This is a genomic window from bacterium, from assembly GCA_016786595.1.
Lineage (GTDB): Bacteria > Bdellovibrionota_C > UBA2361 > SZUA-149 > JAEUWB01 > JAEUWB01.
On record JAEUWB010000015.1, the window covers coordinates 1 to 13,022 of the forward strand.

A 13,022-nucleotide genomic window follows, 5' to 3' on the forward strand; every position below is an offset into this window, starting at 1 on the left:
GTATTTACCTTCGTTTGTTGAGCACTCGGCTTTTGCCATCGAAGAAACGAGGATTCTAGATATTTTTAGCCCACCAAGTCAGCTGACTGGGGTTGATCTGCAGAAAAAATAGCTTGCAGTAGGAAGTAAGCACCTATTTACTTTTGGTATCGGGTTACTTTCTCAAAACTTTCTCAAATAAATAGATAAATCTCGGAAGTAAGCGTAATGCAAAATATTTTCAGCTAGACGCAACACGTGCCTAAGTCTGGACGATAATGTAGTTGGAAGTGTATTTTTAAACTGCAATGCATAAGTAAAAAAGTAACCCGATACCAGGGATTAATTATGAAGAGTCAGCATGAAATAATTATATATATCCAACTTCTTAATGAGGGGACGGATTGCTATAGACCAGTTAGGGCAGTAAAATTAGGTAATATAGAAAATGCTTATAAAATATTAGAAGACAATATTTACGACCGAGAAGATGAGGAATGGGAGTTCGAGCCCGGAACAAATGTATACGTCGAAGAAAAAACTCTGTTCGGTGACCCAAGTAAACCTGAAAAACGATTAGTAGCAAAGAGAGTTAAAAAAAATCTACTATGAGCCAATGACCTCTAAAATGAACTCCAATAATGAGATTATATACGTCCAGTTATTAAATGAAGGGACTGTTACTTATCGACCTGTTAGCGCAAAAAAATTGTCAGAGAGTATATATCAATTATTAGGAGAAGATATACATGACCCAGAGGATGAAGAGTGGGAATTTTTGCCGGGAACTATAGTTAAGGCAAATTACAGGAAATTTGAGTTATTACCAGGTAAGAAAGAAATACTCTTAGTAGCTGTATCAAAGGTTTAATAATGACCATTCTGACCTCATCTTTCATCTTTGGTACGGGGCCACTGCCATTAAGTTAAGGCAGCAGGTAAGTCCTCGTCATTTCGAGCGAAACGAAGTGTAGTCGAGAAAGCGTTCGACCGAGCTCACGCCGAGGTCTCCAAATTCTTCAAGAAATACAATTGGAGATCTCTCCACTTCGCCCTGAGTAAACTCAGGACTTCGGTCGAGATGACGGCCTTATAATCCTTAACTTAATGGCCGTAACCCTGTACCAAAAGTTAAGAGCAGTTGGGTTTCAAGTTGGCACAGTTAAAGAGTTTTTAGATCTCGATGTTAGCAAAAATGATTGATTCAAGTCAGTCACGGGTAGCAAAAATCGAATCTGCTGCTGAGGATGTCACGCTCGATCTAATATGTCGCGCACTATTTGCGCTTGATGTATCTCAGGCGAAAGTTGCTGACATTATCAAATGCCGAACCGCGTGAGAGCTTCACAATCGCCAGATCTAGCCAGACTGACGAACTTTTAAGGCATCTAGTGCTTGTGGCAAGTCTTTTTCTTCAATAATAAAAATGTGCTCGGCTGTGGAAGTTACGTCGCCAAGCATATTAATGCCACGCTCAGCGATAAGATGAAACATGTAAGCTGCATAGCCATGAGTAAAAGTTACTTTCTCGGGCAATAATAAGGTAATCTTAACCAAATCCTGAACTAATAATTTAATTTCAGAACCAAAAACCTTTTTTATTTCATCAGCGAATTCGTTCTCTGTAAATATTGTCGCCAACTTATGCCCTTCAACGATGGTTATTTCTCCTCCGCGGTTGTATATTCGATTATAAAGCGGCAAAAGCTTGCTAAGATTATTTTTGTGTTCCCAGGCAGCTAGCATAACTTTGCTGCGCACTAGTATTTTTGCCTCAGCGAGCATCTGTCTGAGAGTATTTTCATGTCGACGTTGTTTCTCGATCCGTTTCGCATATCTTGTCGAGGCCATTACAACAGCATCAATGCTCGAAATTCTTCTTGCTTTGCAAATTTCCCTAGCAAGAGCAGTATGATTAATCAGTCCAGACCGTAAACATTCTTTAATACCAGGATGCTGGTTAATGTATGACTGAGTTTCTTCTGCAATGCTTGAGGACTTTAGTTTAGGCATAAAGTTGCATCTAGCATTGTGTTGTGTTTACAACAAGACTGTTGTAAGGCGTTATATTAACAACATATAAATTTACTAAGCAATATCTTTATCCCAGTAAATTAGCTATAGTTCCGGGGCGGTTAGAAATTGAGATAAAAAGAATGTCAAATGCTTTACCAGAAACAGTGCGTGAATCTACCTATTGTTCGACGCTTTCAAAATTAGATTTCTTTTCATTACAAAATTTGCTTCACGGTCAGATTTCAGCTCTGCGAGTGCCCAGCTATTATCCGATTTCACGGTGTGCTGAATTGTCTCAATGGTTTATCGAGCACAAATTTAGAGCACTATACGGCCAAAATGTTGCTGATCCAAGTGACCCAGGTAAAGTGAAATATCTCGATTATCACGTCGATCGCATAGGTTACCCCCGTAATTTATTGATTGGGAAATCAAATACGAGCGCTGAGTTTGAACAGTATTTCTCGCAAAATAATTCAATTTTTCAGGAAATTAATAAAATTACTAAAAACAATCACCCAATCGTGAAATTAATCGAAGAAGTAAGTTGCATCCATAGGTTTGGTGCTTGCATTGAAAAGATAAATGGCCAACAAGCTTTTTGTGGAATTGGACGCATTACTCGCAGCGGCAAAGATACTCTATTATCAAAACTCCCGCATGTTGACGGGACCTGGCCTTATACAATGCACTTCAGTGCAAATATTTATCTACAGGTGCCAGAGCTTGGCGGTGAATTAGAGTTGCTCGGTGGACCAATCTTGTCTGCTGAAGAAGTTGCGCAGATAGGTCCCGAACATGAGTTCAGAGCAGATCCGAATTATTGTGCTTCCCAGCTGATTAAGCCAGAGGTGGGAGATTTAATCATTATCAATACTCGACAACCTCATGCAGTCAGGGGGTTTGAAAATGGCAAACGAGTTTCGATCTCTAGCTTTATTGGCTACGACCCAGGTCAAGCACTAAAATTTTATAGTTAGGAGAATGAAGTCATATGAAACCAAAAGAAATTGCAGGAAAATTTTACGAATATATCGCTAAAGGTGATTTGCATAGTTTATTCGATTTACTGCACGATGATATTCAATGGGAATTATTTGGTCCAAAGATCATACCCTATTTCGGAAGATATCAGGGCAAGGATGGAGTCGGTGAGTTTTTTAATGTACTTTTTAAGCATGAAGAAATTTTAGAATTTGTACCGTCTTCATATATCGAAGATAAAGAAATTGTTGCCGTTTTAGGAAGAGAAAAGTGCCGGGCAAAAAGTACAGGAAAAGAATTTTCGGCCGAATGGGTTCAGGTCTTTCGCATCAATCAAGGCAAAATTAGCAGCTGGTGTGAATATATTGACACCGCCACGCTAGCTGACGCGTATCAGGCAGAGAACACAGTAGATCAGGCAAAAAATTAATCTGTCGAGATACGTAATTTATGTCGGAGCAAGGCGAACTTGCCCCGGTTGTTTTACTAACCCATTCAGCCAGAACTCTGAATCTTAGTATTGTCTGAATAGAGTAGTCAGAAGATTTACAACCATAAAAAGTGCTCAAGGCAGAGTCGAAACACTGCCCTGAGCATTGATCTCAATCCACCTAGTCGTGATCGTTGCTTTCACCACGATCTTCGATTCGCCCTGCCAGCCAGTTCAAAAGCCAAAGTGCTAGAATGATATAGATTATTGCACTCAGCATCTTCCAAGTTACCGCGAAGGTAATATTGGGAAGCGCCTTGATTTTACTTTGGACTTCTCGCAACTGTGCGAGCTTGTCTGGAGAGCTCTCGTCGATCGCTTGAACCGCTTCAAGTTCAACTAGTAGTGGATCTCGAGGGTCGTGGCCCTGAATTGAAACGACTTTGCGGACACCGTTATCTTCCAAGGCTGAAAGATAACGTTGCAGATGTAAACTTGCTTCATAGGCATCATCAGCATTAACTGCTCTGTTCTTGATTGCATCAAGATAGAGGTTATTAGCACCGTAGAGGCCAACAAAAGCGAGTAACACTCCCGCTGTCGCTGCGATTAGGGCAATACGCGCAAGTCGGATTTTTGTAATCCACATGTCGTTTTGTCCTTACCCAACCATGCAAGTTGAGTTGAAATCACTGCTGATTTCAACTCAACTTGTTATATATCCTAGGTATCTTCTGACCCCCTAGGGGCATTTTAGGAGCAAGCTTAGTAAACTAATACTTCGCCACTAGAAGGTCAGTCAGTGACTTTACTCACAATGATGTTGTCAAAGAACAATTGAACTAACCTCAATTTACGATCTTTGATTGTAGCTATTCAAATTTATTTTAGCTTGGATATTGCTGAGCCTGAATTAAAACTAGAATGCTTGTTCGAGTTTGAGAGCAGTCAGATCTTCATGAGCGCTTCCCTAGACTGAGATTTAGTAAAGCACGGCTTCAGAGTTAGACCATCGTGCCAATTCGACATGTAGCCCACGCTCGAAGTCTTTTTGCTCAATCTCAAAGGCAAGGCTGAAGGCTTGCTCAGCTGAGATACCGCGACTAAGTGCTTTAAGATAGTTACGCATTGCGGTAAAACCCTTCTTCTGCACTAAATTACGTGCCACGAAAAGCGATTGCGCATAGGCAGCTGGAACCATGCGTTCATCCAGCGTCATAAATCCAGCTTCCAAGTCATTTAAAGGCAGTGGACCGCCACTTTTTAGTAAATATCTGAGTTCAGAAGAGAGTGTTGGATTAGTGCGACCTTCTAGAAGTTGGGCCAAGCCTTCATCTAACCACGCTGGGCAACGACTGCCCGAGAGATCAGCTGTGAAGGCATGTACAAGTTCGTGACGTAAGGCAGTGCTTAAACCTTTGATTTTTGCCTGATCTTTTGGATCGAGCGGCACAATAATTTCGCCATTATAGTACATGGCATTAGTCCACTCAGGTGCGCCGGTTTGCTTATGAAATTCCTGCGGAGACATGAAACGTAAAACCACATTATGTTGTAGCTCAAACCCTAAAACACGGCTTAATTCTTGAATGTTCTTTTCGAGCAGCTTCACAGAGTGATCGGCTAAATCAACGATAAAGTTTTCGGAACTATCCTGAGCTTTTCCAAGATCGACATAAAGCGTAAAGCGCGGTTGTGCAATTTTTTTTACTTGATTTTCTTCAGCAGAACTTGCTGCGACAGTAACTGCAAAAGCAGCTAGGCATAAGACCGAAGAATATAACAACCGATAAAACTGAAACATCCGCTACTCCCTACAGTTAGTATATCGGCAGGTTTGGCAGGAAAAATTGAATAAAAATTTTATGCTCCCGAACGATCATTCGATCGCTGGATTTTTCTAAGAACTAGAGCGTTTCACTTTTCGGTGTAGTAATATTAAGGCCTCGCCTACGGCGAGACAAAAGAATATTTGAAGAAACGCTCTAGATTATACTGGTTGCGTAAAGATGAATCTTTACACAACATTGCGTAGACTAAATCGGCGCCCGATTTGATTTTTTCTGCGTCTACGGGAGCGCTTTGCAAGCGCTCATTAGAGCAATTCACGATTCGTGCTACATCAAATCGTGAATTGCTCTATCTAAAAAACATTGACTCTGCAGCAAGTGAGTTGCGCAGCAGTCCGGCTGATGACCACGGCGCCTTGTCATCACGACCCATTCTTGTACTTGATATACCAAAGTTCTCAAGCAGAACTAGAAATCAGATTAAGTCATCTACTTGAAAGTATTCGCTACATTTCTAAACAGTAATTTTTGATTCAAGTATTAATAAAAATATTTTTATAAATCACTAGCGCGCGATCGTAAAAGGCGTTACCTCGCTAATAGATGGATGGACCCAATTAGTATGGAGGAGTAGCTGAATATGAAAATTAAATTTAGTCTTTTAACTTTACCGATAGTAACTGTAGCTCTAGTTCAGAGCAGTACGACAGTTATTGCTGACGATCTTGCGCAAATGATTTCGCCAGTTTCGCAACCAGTTATATTCGAAGACCCACGCCACAGCACAGAATTACGCCCAATCTTTGTGCATCACGAATTACAGGACGACTTCGTCACGGGCGGCGGCGATGTGCAAGTATATGCCTTACAGGCGCGCTTTAAACTAACCGACGATTTGTCGTTGATTGCAGTGAAAGACGGAATTGTTGATTTAAATCCCTCCGCTGTTGTGCCTAGCGATACTGGGATTGCAGATATTGCTGCAGGTCTTAAATATTCATTTTTTAAATGTGATACGGCAATTGCCACAGCGGGGTTAACGTATGAGATTCCGCTCGGAGATGAGGATATTTTGCAAGGTCAAGGCGATGGCATGTTTAATCCATTTTTAAGTGCTGGCGCAGTGCAGGGGAATTGGAATTTCATGGGACACACTGGATATCGCATCCGAGTTGATGATGCAGACAGCTCATTCTTTGATCTTAATGCGCATGTTAGTTACAAAGTCGACAATTTTTATCCGCTTGTAGAGCTTGGCTTGAACCACGTGACAAACTCCGGAAATCGTTTACCGATTGCGGATGAGGGTCAAGATTACTTCAATTTCGGAGCAGCAAATTCTGCAGGTGAGAACTTGATCAGTATGAGTGTTGGTGCACGCTATCGTTTAGCAGATAACATCGACGTTGGTGCAGCCTATCAGTTTCCGCTTGAGCGTGAAGAGGGCAGTAATGTCTTAGATTGGAGAATTACTGCTGACATGATTATTAGATTTAGTTTGGTCTAGTATCTATAAGGAAATGATTAACGCAGCACACTTGCACCTAGTTTTAGCTCATTTGCCGGTTATTTTAATTCCAACTGGCTTAACAATCGCTGTGGTTGGGCGATTTAAGCAAAACACAGCTGTAAAAATTACTGGTGCAAGTGTGCTGCTCATTGCTGGGATGTTAGCGCTGCCGGTCTATTTTTCTGGCGGTGAGGCAGAAGAGATTGTCGAACGTTTGCCTGGAATAGTTGAAGAGCAAATCGAAGCGCATGAAGAAATTGCCGAAGTAGTTTTAATACTAGCACTTGCCACTGCAGTCTTAGCCCTAGTTACATTATTTCAAATCATCTTCGCCAAATCTACAGCGACGCTAATCTTCAATCTACTTTTAGTAGTTGCCATGCTAAGCAGCGGATTCTTAGCCTATACCAGTAATCTCGGTGGTAAAATTCGACATTCAGAGATTGACGCAGGTCGCGGGGCGGCAACTCAAGTAGGACATGACTCGGAGCACGATGATTAGCTTACTTCGAGATAGCGCGCAAAGGCGTCAAGTGTGGCGGGACTAACGTGATGCTCGATTCCTTCAGAGTCTTTGATTGCCGTATGCTCATCAATACCTAAAGCAAGTAAAAAATTTAAAACAATCTGATGTTTCTTTTTTGAGCGTTCCGCGAGCTTCTTGCCCGAATCAGTCAGAATGATTCCACGGTATGGTTCTTTAATGACTAGCCCGTAGCGGGTAAGACGTTTAAGTGTGCGAATTACAGTTACATGTGTCACGCCTAGTGCCTTGGCAATTTCAATTACGCGGGCCCTGCCGCAATTTGCAGTTAATTCGGCAATTGCTTCGACATAGTCTTCAGAGAGCTCGCGAGCATGCGCACGTCGTGTGCAAAGATGGCCTTTGACTCGTGTTTTAAGTGGTATATTAGCGGTCTTGACGAGCGTGTTCGACATAGTCTAAAATGTAGCCTATGCTACATTTGATTGTCAATCGATTTTTTCTACGAATTTTTACTCTGAGTTTCTGCTGTCTTGCATATAGCGTTTCGGTCCAAGCAGCGGACAAAAAAATATCTATCGTTACGACCACTTCAATGGTTGCTGATGCTGTTAGAGTAGTTGGCGGTAAGCGCGTTCAAGTTCAAGCGTTAATGGGTGAGGGGGTTGACCCACATCTTTATAAAGCCTCACCTGGAGACTTGAAGTTATTAACGGACGCAGAAATTATTTTTTATAATGGCCTTCACCTTGAAGGCAAAATGGCTGAGATTTTAGAAAAACTCAGTAAGAAAAAACCTGTTTACGCAGTAGCTTCAGGAATTGATACAAAACTTTTACGTCAACCTTCTGAATTTATGGGCCAGTATGATCCACATATTTGGTTTGATGTAACGCTCTGGAAGCAGGTTGTAAGTTATATCGCGAAAGTCTTGATACAGCGCGACCCAGCAGGAGCAGAGTATTATCAACTTCAAGAACAGAAATATCAGGCAGAGCTTGACCGCTTGCACGCAGAAGTCTTATCGAAAATCGCCACTATTCCAGTAGCGAAACGTGTTTTAATCACTGCCCACGATGCCTTCGGCTACTTTGGCCGCGCTTATGCGATTGAAGTGCGAGGTATCCAGGGGATTAGTACTGACAGCGAGGCCAGTATTCAAGAAATGAATGCACTGGTTGATCTGATTAGTTCTCGTAAAATTAAAGCTGTCTTTATTGAGTCTAGTGTTCCACAAAAGGCAATCGAAGCCTTAATTGAAGGGGCTGCATCGCGCGGCCACAAGGTAGAAATTGGAGGACAATTATATAGCGATGCGATGGGAAAAGAGGGCACAGCGGAAGCAACTTATTTAGGCATGTTCCGCTTCAACGTGAGTAAGATTGTTGAGGCTCTCCATGGATAATTCCAGTCCGCAGATCCCAGCGCTTGAAGTGCATGACTTAACTGTCGCCTATCACAGTAATCCAGTTTTATGGGACGTTGATCTGCAGGTCCCACAAAAGTCCCTCACAGCAATTGTCGGGCCGAACGGCGCAGGGAAATCGACTCTACTTAAAGCTGCCCTCGGCCTAGTCTCGCTTGGCAGCGGCTATGTTAGAATTTTTAACCAAGAAATTAAAGCTCTACGCAGTGAAGTTGCCTATGTGCCGCAACGCGAAAGTGTTGACTGGGATTTTCCAGTCAATGCACTCGATGTTGTTTTGATGGGTCGCTATGGCAAGTGCGGCTGGATTAAGCGACCTACAAAAGTTGACCGTGAAATTGCAGAAAATGCCTTACAGCAAATGGGCATGCAAGATTTTGCTTCCCGTCAAATTGGAGAACTTTCTGGAGGTCAACAACAGCGAGTTTTTCTCGCCCGGGCACTGGCGCAAGAGGCTAAACTTTATTTAATGGATGAACCCTTGGCCGGCGTTGATGCTACAACTGAAAAAATCATTATCGATACGCTGAATCAACTCAAAAATTCAGGCCAAACAATCATCGTTGTCCATCACGATCTGCAAACTGTGCCGGAATATTTTGATCACGCGATTTTATTAAACGTCCGACTCGTCGCTGCCGGAGCAGTGACAGAGATTTTTACCAAAGAGAACTTGATTAAAACCTATGGTGGGCGACTGACGATCCTAGAAGAATTGAGGGACAGTGTTCATAAAATCACTGAGGGTCGCAAAATTTAAGGCACGAATGTTAGATCTAAGTTTCTTGTCGTATGCAAATTCGCGCACAGTTCTCGTGGGAACAGTTTTACTTGGGCTTTGTGCGGGCGTGATTGGCGTAATGATGATGCTCAGACGCAAATCGCTCCTTGGTGATGCAGTAGCACATGCGGCATTGCCCGGAGTTTGCGTGGCCTATTTAATCATTGGCGATAGAAATTTTATTGCCTTTCTGTTTGGTGCACTTGTTTTTGGAATTTGTGCCAGCGGATTAATTGCATTCGTGCGTGCCCATGTGCGCGTCAAGGATGATGCAATTACGGCAATTGTGATTGGCGGTTTTTTTGGAATCGGCATTGCGCTTTCACGCTGGATTCAAAATCTGCCCGGCGGAAACCGTGCTGGGTTAGACACTTTCCTTTTTGGCAAAGCTGCAGCGATGGTCAAAGCTGACGTAGAATTGATTGTCTATGTTTGTTTACTGGTGCTTGCTTTGGTTGTAATTTTTTACAAAGAGCTTGCAGTCTCGACTTTCGATCGTGAATTTGCAGCAGTTCAAGGTTGGCCGGTTAAGGCAATTGATTTTTTTCTTTCCGTTTTAGTCTGCGCGGTGACTGTTGTGGCCCTACCGGCTATCGGAGTTGTCTTGGTGGTGGCCTTACTGGTTATTCCAGCTGCGACAGCTCGCTTTTGGACGAACTCCTTGGCTACGCTATTGATCATGGCAGGTTGCATTGGTGCTTTTTCTGGGGCCTTGGGCTCAGTTTTGAGTGCCACGCTTGAAGCACCTTCTCAGACGCTCTCGCGTGGTTGGCCGACTGGTCCAATGATTACCTTAGTTGCCTTCAGTTGCTTTGTGATTTCTCTACTTTTTGCCCCGCGGCGTGGAATGATCTCGCACTATTTCAGGTTGAGACGATTTAGAAAGGATCTTCAAAGTGCTCGACTTAATTAACTCGATTGAACCATTGACGCTATTGACTGCTGTGCTTACGAGTGCCACGTGCGCGCTTGCGGGGAGCTTATTAGTAGTGCGTAGAATGTCGCTCTTAGGCGATGCGATTTCGCATGCGATTCTACCTGGATTGGCTATGGGGTTTATTCTTTCCGGTTCAAGGGCGCCGCTTTATATGTTAATTGGCGCGGCAGTGACTGGCTTACTGACTGCATTTCTGTCTCAGGCGCTAACTAATTTTTCCAAATTGCCCGCTGATACAATCATGGGAGTAGTATTTACATCTTTCTTTGCGGTTGGCGTGATTCTAATTACCTGGGTTGCGCGTGATATCGACCTCGATCCAGGTTGCGTGCTCTATGGACTAATTGAATTTGTGCCTTTTGATACGGTGCATATTTTCGGCGTGGAGCTACCTAAGGCGCTGGCTTGGAATTTTGCGATCTTTCCTCTCACGCTATGTTTGATTGGGGTTTTTTATAAGGAAATCAAAATCGTTGCTTTCGATAGCACGCTGGCTGCAGCGCTGGGGTTTTCTGTTCCGCTGATTCACTATGGCTTAATGACACTAATTGCGGTGATTGCGGTTTCTTCATTTGAAAGCGTGGGCTCAATTTTAGTTGTTGGAATGCTGACTGCTCCAGGAGCTACTGCTTATTTATTGACCGACAAGCTGCACGTGATGATTATTTTATCGGCGCTAATCGGGGCAACTGCAGCCGTGATTGGTTACCTGCTTGCGGTCATGGTCAATACTTCGATTGCGGGAATGATTGCCGGTGCGGGATTATTGATTTTTCTGGTTGTGCTATTCATCGCGCCAAAACATGGAATTTTAGCGAAAGAATTTAAACGCTTCCTGCTAGCGCTACGGATTGCTGAAGAAGATATCTTAGGCGCACTTTACCGTGCGCAGGAAAAATCTGAGCACGTTGTCTCAAAGCGACTATTAACAACTAAACTATCACCGATTACAAGTTCTGCCCCGCTAATTCGTAAAATTGCTTTAAGAAAGCTTGCCTTTAATCAGGAAGTTGCAGTTGCTGGCACGGGAGTGGTGACGCTCAGCCCTCGAGCATTTGAACGGGCGCAGGCAGTGATTCGTCGGCACCGTCTGTGGGAGTCATTTTTGTCTAAGGAGCTACAACTTCCTGAAGATCATTTGCACAGCCCATCGGAACGAGTTGAGCACTTTATCACAGAGAAATTGCAAGCTGAGTTGCAGCAAGAGCTTGGCGGGCAGAATAAAGATCCGCATGGTACGAATATTCCCTAAAGTTTGTTGGATTCTATTCTTGGGCTTAGGCTTGAACTTGATCTTCTCCTTTCTCCTTGCGACTTGTGGGTAAAGTCAAGGGAAAGTTCAAGCCTAAGTTTGAAGCTTACTGCAGCCCGCCCTGATTACTGTTCCACATCATGGCTGTGGCAAGCGCGTTGTGTTTGCCTTTTGGATGAAAAGCGCGCCCCGTGAAATATTCAGGAACCGGATATGCAGCGGGAACTTGAAACATCGCGATATCAACGCCAACTGACTCAGCATAACCTGGAAGCGTAGTTTCGCAGGCAGATCCCCCGATACAGTCGACATAGCGCTCATTATCACTGTAGTAAGTTTCTTCACCACGCGCTGCGGCATGTAAATTTTCTTCACTCAAAGCATCGAAGGCTCTCTTTTTGTAGTCAGCGTAGTAGGGAGTAGCAATCGCTGCTAGAATGCCAACAATTGCAAGGCTTGCCATGAGTTCTATCAACGTAAACCCAAGTTGGTTGGACTTTGTCTGAGGCGACAACCCGAGATATTTTTTTAGCAATTTTTCTGCGTAACGATGCATAAGTCGCAATTAAAAATTAATCACAAAAGTTTTACTTTAAAATCTTCCTTAGTTATTCCTATCGGCAATGTTCCCCAAAAAACTTAATGAACTCGAGAATAATTCTTTATTTTCAGTGGGTTATTACAGTGGATCAAGCTCGAAAAATACGCTATAGACATCGCGCAATAGATAATAATTGATAGGATTGCTTTATGACCCCACGAGTAAAAGAAATTTTAAGTTGGTATAGCACTGAAAATCCAGGTGTTTTAAGTAATTTGCGAAGAATTATGTGCACTGGAAATCTTGCCGGAACTGGTAGATTTGTAATCCTTCCAGTTGACCAAGGATTTGAACATGGCCCAGCACGTAGCTTTGCGCCAAATCCTCCGGCCTATGACCCGCGCTACCATTTCGACCTTGCGATTGAATCAGGTTGTAACGCTTATGCAGCCCCGCTTGGGTTTTTGCAAGCTGGAGCTACGGAGTGGGCTGGCGAAATTCCGCTAATTTTAAAACTGAATAATTCTGATTCATTGTTTAAAACTAAAAACCCCTGCTCATCAATCACGGGTAGCATTAAGGATGCACTTGAGCTTGGTTGCGCGGCAATTGGCTATACAATCTATCCGGGGTCTTCTGAACGTAACGAGATGTATCAAGACCTGCGTGAATTAACTCAAGAGGCGCGTGCCAACGGACTTGCTGTAGTTGTTTGGTCGTACCCGCGCGGTGAGGGACTTTCCAAGGAAGGCGAGACAGCAATCGATGTCGTAGCTTACGCTGCGCATATTGCCTGCCAACTTGGTGCACATATTGTAAAAGTAAAACCGCCTTCAGCGCATATCGAGCAAGATGACGCACGTAAGGCTTATGATAAAGCTAAAATTCCTGT

14 protein-coding genes and 1 pseudogene are annotated in these 13,022 nt (G+C 43.2%); 10 read left to right on the forward strand and 5 right to left on the reverse strand.

Going from position 1 to position 13,022, the window contains the following annotated elements; translation table 11 throughout:
• Positions 1-1,086 precede the first annotated feature (1,086 nt).
• Positions 1,087-1,318 (forward strand): annotated as a pseudogene (locus tag JNK13_03090) (hypothetical protein).
• Positions 1,319-1,338: 20 nt separating this feature from the next.
• Here the strand turns inward: JNK13_03090 and JNK13_03095 are convergent.
• Positions 1,339-1,992, reverse strand: coding sequence for a hypothetical protein (locus JNK13_03095; protein ID MBL7661718.1), 654 nt, complete (start codon positions 1,990-1,992; stop codon positions 1,339-1,341).
• Positions 1,993-2,135: 143 nt separating this feature from the next.
• Between JNK13_03095 and JNK13_03100 the strand changes: the two genes are divergently transcribed.
• Together JNK13_03100 and JNK13_03105 are read left to right on the forward strand one after the other, a co-directional pair.
• The gene (locus tag JNK13_03100; protein ID MBL7661719.1) at positions 2,136-2,975 is read left to right on the forward strand and encodes a hypothetical protein; all 840 of its coding nucleotides are present in this window, start codon (positions 2,136-2,138) and stop codon (positions 2,973-2,975) included.
• A gap of 14 nt (positions 2,976-2,989) precedes the next feature.
• Entirely contained in the window at positions 2,990-3,409 is a 420-nt protein-coding gene (locus JNK13_03105) for a nuclear transport factor 2 family protein (protein ID MBL7661720.1), read from the forward strand.
• A gap of 181 nt (positions 3,410-3,590) precedes the next feature.
• On the opposite strand, the gene JNK13_03110 is transcribed toward JNK13_03105, so the two are convergent.
• Positions 3,591-4,058, reverse strand: coding sequence for a hypothetical protein (locus JNK13_03110; protein ID MBL7661721.1), 468 nt, complete (start codon positions 4,056-4,058; stop codon positions 3,591-3,593).
• Between the two features lie 333 nt (positions 4,059-4,391).
• Complete coding sequence (locus tag JNK13_03115; GenBank protein ID MBL7661722.1) at positions 4,392-5,213, reverse strand: hypothetical protein; 822 nt, start codon at positions 5,211-5,213, stop codon at positions 4,392-4,394.
• A gap of 626 nt (positions 5,214-5,839) precedes the next feature.
• On the opposite strand from JNK13_03115, the gene JNK13_03120 reads away from it, so the two are divergent.
• Together JNK13_03120 and JNK13_03125 are read left to right on the forward strand one after the other, a co-directional pair.
• The gene (locus JNK13_03120) at positions 5,840-6,706 is read left to right on the forward strand and encodes a hypothetical protein (protein ID MBL7661723.1); all 867 of its coding nucleotides are present in this window, start codon (positions 5,840-5,842) and stop codon (positions 6,704-6,706) included.
• A 13-nt stretch (positions 6,707-6,719) separates the two neighbouring features.
• Positions 6,720-7,211: a hypothetical protein gene (locus tag JNK13_03125; protein ID MBL7661724.1), complete on the forward strand. Its 492-nt coding sequence runs from the start codon at positions 6,720-6,722 to the stop codon at positions 7,209-7,211.
• Here JNK13_03125 and mntR read toward each other — a convergent pair.
• Positions 7,208-7,648 carry a manganese-binding transcriptional regulator MntR gene (gene mntR / locus JNK13_03130; GenBank protein ID MBL7661725.1) on the reverse strand — a complete coding sequence of 147 codons (441 nt, stop codon included), beginning with the start codon at positions 7,646-7,648 and terminating at the stop codon, positions 7,208-7,210. The genes JNK13_03125 and mntR overlap by 4 nt on opposite strands.
• Positions 7,649-7,665: 17 nt before the next feature.
• Here mntR and JNK13_03135 point away from each other — a divergent pair, with 17 nt between their 5' ends.
• Genes JNK13_03135 through JNK13_03150 form a run of 4 tightly spaced genes read left to right on the forward strand, consistent with a single transcriptional unit; the run spans position 7,666 to position 11,589 of the window.
• Positions 7,666-8,598, forward strand: a complete 933-nt coding sequence (locus JNK13_03135) for a zinc ABC transporter substrate-binding protein (protein ID MBL7661726.1) — start codon at positions 7,666-7,668, stop codon at positions 8,596-8,598.
• Positions 8,599-8,611: 13 nt separating this feature from the next.
• Positions 8,612-9,379: a metal ABC transporter ATP-binding protein gene (locus tag JNK13_03140; protein ID MBL7661727.1), complete on the forward strand. Its 768-nt coding sequence runs from the start codon at positions 8,612-8,614 to the stop codon at positions 9,377-9,379.
• Between the two features lie 7 nt (positions 9,380-9,386).
• Positions 9,387-10,313 carry a metal ABC transporter permease gene (locus tag JNK13_03145; protein MBL7661728.1) on the forward strand — a complete coding sequence of 309 codons (927 nt, stop codon included), beginning with the start codon at positions 9,387-9,389 and terminating at the stop codon, positions 10,311-10,313.
• On the forward strand, positions 10,297-11,589 hold the full coding sequence (locus JNK13_03150) for a metal ABC transporter permease (protein ID MBL7661729.1): 1,293 nt from the start codon (positions 10,297-10,299) through the stop codon (positions 11,587-11,589). The genes JNK13_03145 and JNK13_03150 overlap by 17 nt, the downstream gene beginning before the upstream one ends.
• A 106-nt stretch (positions 11,590-11,695) precedes the next feature.
• Here JNK13_03150 and JNK13_03155 read toward each other — a convergent pair whose 3' ends face one another.
• The gene (locus JNK13_03155) at positions 11,696-12,145 is read right to left on the reverse strand and encodes a pilin (GenBank protein ID MBL7661730.1); all 450 of its coding nucleotides are present in this window, start codon (positions 12,143-12,145) and stop codon (positions 11,696-11,698) included.
• Between the two features lie 194 nt (positions 12,146-12,339).
• Here JNK13_03155 and JNK13_03160 point away from each other — a divergent pair.
• Positions 12,340-13,022, forward strand: a 683-nt coding sequence (locus JNK13_03160) for a class I fructose-bisphosphate aldolase (GenBank protein MBL7661731.1), incomplete at its 3' end; no start/stop codon positions are given.

What these genes read in the sequence shown, in the direction of transcription:
- JNK13_03095 (MBL7661718.1), bottom strand. Translation starts at nt 1,992, where the DNA reads ATGCCTAAACTAAAGTCCTCAAGCATTGCAGAAGAAACTCAGTCATAC.
- JNK13_03100 (MBL7661719.1), top strand. Translation starts at nt 2,136, where the DNA reads ATGTCAAATGCTTTACCAGAAACAGTGCGTGAATCTACCTATTGTTCG.
- JNK13_03105 (MBL7661720.1), top strand. Translation starts at nt 2,990, where the DNA reads ATGAAACCAAAAGAAATTGCAGGAAAATTTTACGAATATATCGCTAAA.
- JNK13_03110 (MBL7661721.1), bottom strand. Translation starts at nt 4,058, where the DNA reads ATGTGGATTACAAAAATCCGACTTGCGCGTATTGCCCTAATCGCAGCG.
- JNK13_03115 (MBL7661722.1), bottom strand. Translation starts at nt 5,213, where the DNA reads ATGTTTCAGTTTTATCGGTTGTTATATTCTTCGGTCTTATGCCTAGCT.
- JNK13_03120 (MBL7661723.1), top strand. Translation starts at nt 5,840, where the DNA reads ATGAAAATTAAATTTAGTCTTTTAACTTTACCGATAGTAACTGTAGCT.
- JNK13_03125 (MBL7661724.1), top strand. Translation starts at nt 6,720, where the DNA reads ATGATTAACGCAGCACACTTGCACCTAGTTTTAGCTCATTTGCCGGTT.
- mntR (MBL7661725.1), bottom strand. Translation starts at nt 7,648, where the DNA reads ATGTCGAACACGCTCGTCAAGACCGCTAATATACCACTTAAAACACGA.
- JNK13_03135 (MBL7661726.1), top strand. Translation starts at nt 7,666, where the DNA reads ATGCTACATTTGATTGTCAATCGATTTTTTCTACGAATTTTTACTCTG.
- JNK13_03145 (MBL7661728.1), top strand. Translation starts at nt 9,387, where the DNA reads ATGTTAGATCTAAGTTTCTTGTCGTATGCAAATTCGCGCACAGTTCTC.
- JNK13_03155 (MBL7661730.1), bottom strand. Translation starts at nt 12,145, where the DNA reads ATGCATCGTTACGCAGAAAAATTGCTAAAAAAATATCTCGGGTTGTCG.